The organism is Burkholderia sp. Ax-1720 (assembly GCF_011753035.1).
Taxonomy (GTDB): Bacteria; Pseudomonadota; Gammaproteobacteria; order Burkholderiales; family Burkholderiaceae; genus Burkholderia; species Burkholderia gladioli.
In genome coordinates this window covers 64,158-70,275 of sequence record NZ_VWWK01000022.1, presented here as the reverse complement: position 1 = coordinate 70,275, position 6,118 = coordinate 64,158, and the positions used below count along the sequence as shown (strand labels likewise).

Annotated in this window: 6 protein-coding genes; 2 read left to right on the top strand and 4 right to left on the bottom strand. The window is 70.6% G+C overall.

What is annotated here, in order from left to right; translation table 11 throughout:
- A partial coding sequence (locus F3J18_RS10090; RefSeq protein ID WP_166912718.1) for a DUF748 domain-containing protein occupies positions 1 to 1,310 on the top strand: 1,310 nt, incomplete at its 5' end.
- Positions 1,311 to 1,457: 147 nt separating this feature from the next.
- On the opposite strand, the gene F3J18_RS10085 is transcribed toward F3J18_RS10090, so the two are convergent.
- The 3 genes from F3J18_RS10085 to F3J18_RS10075 form a co-directional block, all read right to left on the bottom strand.
- Positions 1,458 to 1,676, bottom strand: coding sequence for a hypothetical protein (locus tag F3J18_RS10085; RefSeq protein ID WP_013691600.1), 219 nt, complete (start codon positions 1,674 to 1,676; stop codon positions 1,458 to 1,460).
- A 159-nt stretch (positions 1,677 to 1,835) separates the two neighbouring features.
- Positions 1,836 to 3,146 (bottom strand): MFS transporter, encoded by a 1,311-nt coding sequence (locus F3J18_RS10080; protein ID WP_205195374.1) that lies wholly within the window; start codon positions 3,144 to 3,146, stop codon positions 1,836 to 1,838.
- 33 nt (positions 3,147 to 3,179) lie between these two features.
- Positions 3,180 to 4,394 (bottom strand): YbfB/YjiJ family MFS transporter, encoded by a 1,215-nt coding sequence (locus F3J18_RS10075; protein ID WP_166912719.1) that lies wholly within the window; start codon positions 4,392 to 4,394, stop codon positions 3,180 to 3,182.
- Positions 4,395 to 4,600: 206 nt separating this feature from the next.
- Here F3J18_RS10075 and F3J18_RS10070 point away from each other — a divergent pair, with 206 nt between their 5' ends.
- A complete protein-coding gene (locus F3J18_RS10070) occupies positions 4,601 to 5,533 on the top strand; it encodes a LysR substrate-binding domain-containing protein (protein WP_166912717.1) in 933 nt (310 codons plus the stop codon).
- A gap of 2 nt (positions 5,534 to 5,535) precedes the next feature.
- On the opposite strand, the gene soxR is transcribed toward F3J18_RS10070, so the two are convergent.
- Positions 5,536 to 6,051 (bottom strand): redox-sensitive transcriptional activator SoxR, encoded by a 516-nt coding sequence (gene soxR, locus F3J18_RS10065; protein WP_166912716.1) that lies wholly within the window; start codon positions 6,049 to 6,051, stop codon positions 5,536 to 5,538.
- Positions 6,052 to 6,118: the final 67 nt, after the last annotated feature.

Here is a 6,118-nt window from a genome sequence, read left to right as displayed (position 1 = left end):
CGGCCGCCTCCAGCGTGGCCGGCACGCTGGCCTCGGCCAACGCCGCCTCGGGCGCCGCCGCGCCGCTGCCGGCCTCGGTGCCGAGCGTGGTGGTGAAGGCCGCGCCGGCGCCGAGCCAGCCGGTGCGGATGCGCTTCGGCGAACTGGTGCTGCAGGACGGCCGCGTCACCTATACCGACAACTTCATCCGCCCGAACTACACGGCCGACCTGGTGGCGATCAAGGGCACGGTGGGCGCGTTCGGTACCGATTCGCAGACCAGCGCGCCGGTCGACATCGCGGCCAGCCTGGCCGGCAACGGCCCGATCTCGATCAAGGGCTCGGTCAATCCGCTGATCGCCAAGCCGGCGCTGGACCTGACGGCCTCGGCGCACGGCATCGAGCTGACCAACCTGACGCCCTACTCGGCGAAGTACGCCGGCTACCCGATCACCAAGGGCAAGCTCAACGTCGACCTGCACTACCAGCTCGCCGACGACCAGCTCAGCGCCAACAACCACATCTTCATCGACCAGCTCACCTTCGGCGACCACATCGACAACGACACGGCCACCAAGCTGCCGGTGCGCCTGGCGATCTCGCTGCTGAAGAACTCGCGCGGCGAGATCGACGTGAACATCCCCGTGTCGGGCTCGCTGTCGAACCCCGAGTTCAGCATCGGCGGGCTGATCTGGCATGCCGTGCTGAACCTGCTGAAGAAGGCGGTGACGGCGCCGTTCTCGCTGATCGCCAGCGCCTTCGGCGGCAACGGCGAGGAGCTCGGCTACGTCGAATTCGCGCCGGGCGTGGCCACGCTCACCGACGCCTCCAGGCAGAAGCTCGACACCATCTCGAAGATGCTGGCCGAGAAGCCCTCGATCCGCCTCGACCTGACGGGCCGCGTCGATCCCGCGCGCGACGCGCCGGGCCTGCGCGATGCCTATGTCGAGCGCCTGGTGCGCCAGCAGAAGCTCAAGGACGTGGTGGGGCAGGGCGAGAGCATCGACCCGATGACGGTCAAGGTCACGCCGGAGGAATACACGAAGTACCTGACCAAGGCCTACAAGGCGGCCGACTTCAAGAAGCCGCGCAACCTGATCGGCATGCAGAAGACGCTGCCCGACGCGGACATGAAGGCCGCGCTCGAGGCGCATGCGCCGGCCGACGACGCGGCCCTGCGCGAGCTGGCCCAGCAACGCGCGCAGGCGGTGCGCCAGTACCTGGACGGCAAGGTGGATGCGAGCCGGATGTTCATCGTGGCGCCCAGGCTCGACGCCAAGGGCATCGAGGACAAGGGCGCGACCACGCGCGTCGACTTCGGGCTCAAATGAACGCGAGGGCCCGCGCCGATGGACGGCGCGGGCCCTCGTGGCGCATCGGCGGCGCAGGCGGCGGCCGATGCGCGGGCCGGCTCGTGCGCGCGGCACGGCCGACCCGCTGCCTCAATGCTTTAGCCCCGGTGCTTCAGCCCCAATGCTTCAGTCGGCGTGCGCCGGCTCGCGCTTGGCGATCTCCTTGCGCGCCGCCAGCGGAATGCGCGGATCGTCCCAGGTGCTGAGCCATTCCACTTCCTTGGTGGTGAACACCTGGCCGTAGTTGCGCAGCGCGTACTGCAGCGAATCGATGATGTGGTTGCGGATGATTTCCGGCGTGTGCGCGTCGTCGAGCACCGAGCGGAACGCCTCGAGCGTGGCCATCGTCTTGCTCCGGGTGACTAAGGGATAACCCGGTTATCGCACGTCAATAGTCCCGCGCCAAGCCCGAAAAAAATAATTCGTGCGACGCAGCAATGCCGGGCGGGGCGCGAGATTTGCGCCGATTCGGAGCGATATCGCCGAACGCCGCCGCAGTCTGCCTCAGCGTGCCACCGAACTGGCGATCCGGCCCCGGAAGTGGATCCAGGCATTCAGCGCCGCGCACAGCACCAGCAGCGCGCTGGTGACGAAGAACACCGCATGCAGCCCGACATGCGCGCCGATCTGCCCGCCGATCAGCGGCCCCACCACCTGCCCCGAGAACTGCGCCGACTGCAGGTAGCCGAGCACGCTGCCGGAGCGGTGTTCCTCGACCGAATGGCGCACCAGCTTGGCGATCGCCGGCAGCAGGCCGGCCAGCGACATGCCCATCGCGCCGCGCAGCACGGCGAGCTGCCACCAGTGCGTGACGAAGGCCTGCGGCAGCATCACCAGGCCCGTCACCAGCAGGCAGCCGATGATCACCGGCCAGCCGCCGATGCGATCCGCCAGCGCGCCCAGGCGCGGCGCGGTCAGCATGCTGCCGAAGGCCGAGGCGGCCATCACGATGCCGGCGGTGCGCGCCAGCGCGGCATGCGCCACGCCGAGCTGGCCGATGTAGACGGTGATGATCGGCTCGATCGACATGTTGGCGAGCAGCACCATCATGGCGGTCAGCAGCAGCGCGCCGAGCGCGGCGCGGCCGGCGGCGCGAGGCAAGGCGGCCTGGCCGGCCTTCGTGGCACCGGCGCCGTGGCGGCGCGCGTCGATGCGCCGGTCGAAATCCTCGCGCACCAGGCCGATGGTGGCCGCCGCGGCCACCGCGATCATCGCGCCGCCCACGAAGAAGGTGCCGCGAATGCCGACCAGGCCCGGCAGGAAGCCGCCCACCAGCGGCCCCACCAGGTTGCCGGCGAGCGCGCCGGTGGACAGCACGCCGAGCGCCCAGCCGGCGCGCTCGCGCGGCGCCTGGGTGCCGACCATCACGATCGAGGCCGAGGCGTAGCCGCCGATCAGGCCGGCCGCGAGGCGCAGCGCCACCAGTTGCGCGACGCTGTGCGCGATGCCGATCAGCGACATCACCACCGCCATGCCGAGCGCGGCGCGCACCAGCATCGGCTTGCGGCCGTAGCGGTCGGCCAGGCGCCCCCACAGCGGCGCGGTGATCGCCGTGCCGAAGAAGGTCGCGCCGAAGGCCACGCCCGACCACTGCACGATGCCGGCCGGCGAATGCACGCCGAGCTGCTCGACATAGAGCGGCAGGAAGGGCAGCAGCATGCTCAGGCTCACCAGGGTGGTGAACGAGCCGAACACGCAGACGGCGAGGTTGCGGCGCCAGTAGGCGGCGTTGCGCTCGACGTAGGCGCGCGCCTCGGGCGGCTGGGTGGAAACGGGCGGGACGGCGAGCTCGGGAGCGGCGGCGGGGCGGGACATGGTGGCGTCTTCCTTGGGTGAGCCGTGCGGGGCTCAGGCCTTGCGGGCCTGGATGCCGGCGACGAGGTCGATCGCGAGCGCCAGCACCATCGCCGCGGTGCCGATCGCGAACAGCATGCGGTAGTCGCCGCCGTTCTGCGAGAACACGTAGGACAGGCCGTAGGCGGCGAGCGCCTGGCACAGCGCGAAGCCGACCGTGGCGGTGCGCCACGCCGGGTCCTGCCGCGAGGGATGATGGGCGAGCAGCTCGTGCAGGCGCCCCAGCACCAGCGGCACGGTGCCCGTGACGAAGGCGCCGACCACCACGCTCGACAGCATCAGCCAGAACGGCCCGAGCCCGAGCGCGGGAATCGCCACGCCGCCGATCTCGAGCACGAAGGCCAGGCGCAGCGCGTGGCCGAAGCCTATCCGGTCGGCCAGCGCGCCGGCCAGCACCGGCCCCAGCGTGGCGCCGACGCCGAACAGCACCCAGTATTCGGCGCCCACCTGCAGGCTCTGGCCGAGGCCGCGCGTGACGTAGTCGACCAGGAAGATCATGTGCGGCACCCAGCCGGCCGCGTTCAGCGCGTATTCGGCGTAGAGCGCGCGCAGCGGGCGCGGCGTGCTCGTGCGGCGATGCCTCGCCGGCGCGGCGGCGCGTGGCGCCGTCTCGCGCGGCCAGCCGTGCCAGGCCAGCGCGGTCAGCACCAGCGAGAGCAGGGCCAGCCCGAGCCAGGTGTCCTGCAGGCTGCGCTGCAGCAGCAGCGGCACGACCGTGCCCGAGGCCACCACGCCTACGCCCACGCCCATGAAGATCACGCCGCCGGCCAGGCCGCGGCGCGAGGCCGGAACGTGCGCGAGCACGGTCGGGGCGGCCAGCACCATCAGCGCGCCGCCGGCGATACCGGCCAGGAAACGCCAGGCGAAGAACCAGCTGAAGGACAGCGGCCAGGCGCAGGCCACGAAGGCGAGAGTGGCCAGCAGCATCATGGTGCGCAGCGTCAGCGTGACGCCGGCCCGGGCGGCCAGCGCGCGGCCCGCCAGCGCGCCGCCCAGGTAGCCCGCCAGGTTGGCCGCGCCGAGATAGGCGGCCAGCGAGGGCGCGAACCAGTGCGCGTCGACGATCGCCGGCAGCAGCGGCGTATAGGCGAAGCGCGCCAGGCCGATGCCGACCAGGCTGGCGCTGAAGCCGGACAGGGTGGCCCGCCCGAGGCTCACGCCGGGCGTCTCGCGCCTCGCGTGGGCGGGGGAGTCGACGGCGCGTTCCATAAGCATTCCCTTCACTCGATTCGATAGCCGCAGCGTACGCGCGATCACCGATCCTCAGAACTGATTTGTCGAGATAAGGGATATCTGGAATCGAGATAGCTGTTATGCTGATTTCCCGTTACCCGGCGCGCGGGCCGCCTCGCTACAATCGCTTCATCGATAGCCCGCGCGGCGCCTGCACGTTTTCACGCGTACTCCTGACGATCATGGACATAGCCGACCTGAAGACCTTCGAAGCCGTCGCCCGCCATGGCAGCATGAACAAGGCGGCGGCGGAGCTGCACACGGTGCAGTCGAACGTGACCGCGCGGATCCGCGCGCTCGAGGACGAACTCGGCGTGGCGCTGTTCCAGCGTCACGCGCGCGGCGTGACCATCACGCCGGCCGCGCAGCGCATGCTGCCCTTCGTCGGCCGCATCTCGCAACTGGTGTCGGAGGCGCGCGCCGCGGCCACCGACAGCGGCGAGCCGACCGGCACGCTCACGCTGGGCACGCTCGAAACCACCATGGCGCTGCGCCTGTCGCCGCTGCTGACCGAATACGCGCGCACCTGGCCCGACGTGCGGCTGGTGGTGAGCGCCGGCACCACCGCCGGGCTGATGCAGGACGTGATCGACTACCGGCTCGACGGCGCCTTCGTGGCCGGGCCGATCCGGCATCCGGCCCTGCACGTCGAGCCGGTGTTCACCGAGGAGCTGGTACTGGTGACCAGCCCGGCGATCCGCACCCTGAAGGACCTGCCCGGCGCGCGCGACCTGAAGACGGTGGTGTTCCAGTTCGGCTGCTCGTATCGCCAGCGGCTCGACGCGTTTCTCGCGGGATTGGGGATCGTGGTGGCCAGGCCGCTCGAATTCGGCTCGCTCGACGCGATCGTCAACTGCGTGTCGGCAGGCGTCGGCATCACCCTGCTGCCCAAGGGCGTGGTGGCCGACGCGGTGACCGCCGGCGACGTCGCCATCCACCGCCTGCCGCGCGAGCTGGCGATGGTGGAGACGCTGTTCGTGCGTCGTGAGGACAGCTATGTGTCGAGCGCGATGACGGCCTTCCTGGAGCTGGCCAGGCGCGTCTATCGGCAGTCGAGGACGGGTGTGCCTATGCGCGGGCGGCGCGGCGCGCAGGAGCCGACGGTCGCGGCCTGAATTCAGTCCTCGCCGCGTTCGGCATCCGCGGCGACTACCGGCGGCAGATCCTCCGGCGGCGGATCGCCGAGCCAGCGCCGCGCGCCGGGCCCCGAGCGCGCGGCCCGGTCGTTGGGGTTGGTCAGCTTGCAGCGCTTGAGCGACAGGCACCCGCAGCCGATGCAGTGGTCCAGGTCGATATCGAGCCGCTCCAGCTCCTCGATCTTGTCCCTCACGCGCTGCTTCCATCCTGCCGAGAGCCGCTGCCAGTCGCGATTGGCCGGCAGCTTGGCGGTGGGCAGGCTGGCCAGTTGCTCGGCGATCTCGTCCAGGGAATAGCCGATGCGCTGCGCGAACACGATGAAAGCGATGCGGCGCAGCGAGGAGCGCGGGAACGAGCGCCGGCTGCTGCCCTGCCGCACCGATTCGATCAGCCCGCGCGATTCGTAGAAACGCAGCGCCGAGGCGGCCACGCCGCTGCGTTTGGCCACCTCGCTGATCGGCATCAGCGGGTCCGGGGTCTCGCGTTGGACGGTCATTCGAGCCTCCCTGAAATTTCGCTTTACTTCAAGTTAACTTGAGCTTCTAGACTGCCCGCCAGTCTAC

Coding starts and splice junctions, on each gene's coding strand:
- soxR (WP_166912716.1), bottom strand. CDS start 6,051: ATGACCGTCCAACGCGAGACCCCGGACCCGCTGATGCCGATCAGCGAG.
- F3J18_RS10070 (WP_166912717.1), top strand. CDS start 4,601: ATGGACATAGCCGACCTGAAGACCTTCGAAGCCGTCGCCCGCCATGGC.
- F3J18_RS10080 (WP_205195374.1), bottom strand. CDS start 3,146: ATGTCCCGCCCCGCCGCCGCTCCCGAGCTCGCCGTCCCGCCCGTTTCC.
- F3J18_RS10075 (WP_166912719.1), bottom strand. CDS start 4,394: ATGGAACGCGCCGTCGACTCCCCCGCCCACGCGAGGCGCGAGACGCCC.
- F3J18_RS10085 (WP_013691600.1), bottom strand. CDS start 1,676: ATGGCCACGCTCGAGGCGTTCCGCTCGGTGCTCGACGACGCGCACACG.